Source organism: Arhodomonas sp. KWT (assembly GCF_010993615.1).
On record NZ_WNXE01000988.1, the window covers coordinates 1 to 610 of the forward strand.

Sequence of the window (610 nt, forward strand, 5' to 3'; positions counted from 1 at the left end):
GCGCAGGTCAAAGACTACGGCCACCTCCTCGCCGGCGACCCGGACTATGCCGAGCGTGCCGAACGCGTCAGCACCCTGGCCGTGGATCCGGTGGAATTCCTGGAACACTGGCAGGCGGAGCTGCGCCCTGCCGCAGACGCACCGCGGCGCATCGCCTTCCAGAGCCCCTGCACCCTGCAGCACGCCCAGGGCCTCGGCGGCCGGGTCGAGGCCCTGCTGGGGGCGGTGGGCTTCGAGCTGACCCCGGTGGCGGACCCGCACATCTGCTGCGGCTCCGCCGGCACCTACTCGGTGCTGCAGCCAGAGACCGCCAAGACCCTGCGCCAGCAGAAGCTCGATAACCTCAACGCGGGGGCACCGGAGCTCATCGCAACGGCCAACATCGGCTGCCTCACGCACCTGGACGAGGCCAGCGATATCCCCGTGCGCCACTGGCTGGAGCTTGTTACAGTCGAGGGCCAACCCGCCACGGAGGCCTGAACCCAGTCATGGCGAACAAGCGTCTGCCCCTGCTCGTCGAGCCCGAGACACTGGCCGAATCCCTGGACACGCCGGGCCTGCTGATCGTGGACCTCTCGGACGCGGACGCCTACGAGCGCGCCCACATCCC

1 protein-coding gene is annotated in these 610 nt (G+C 69.8%); it reads left to right on the forward strand.

Going from position 1 to position 610, the window contains the following annotated elements; all coding sequences use genetic code 11:
• Positions 1-480: heterodisulfide reductase-related iron-sulfur binding cluster (locus G7A99_RS23700; protein ID WP_256379742.1), on the forward strand; the 480-nt coding region annotated here is incomplete at its 5' end.
• Positions 481-610: the final 130 nt, after the last annotated feature.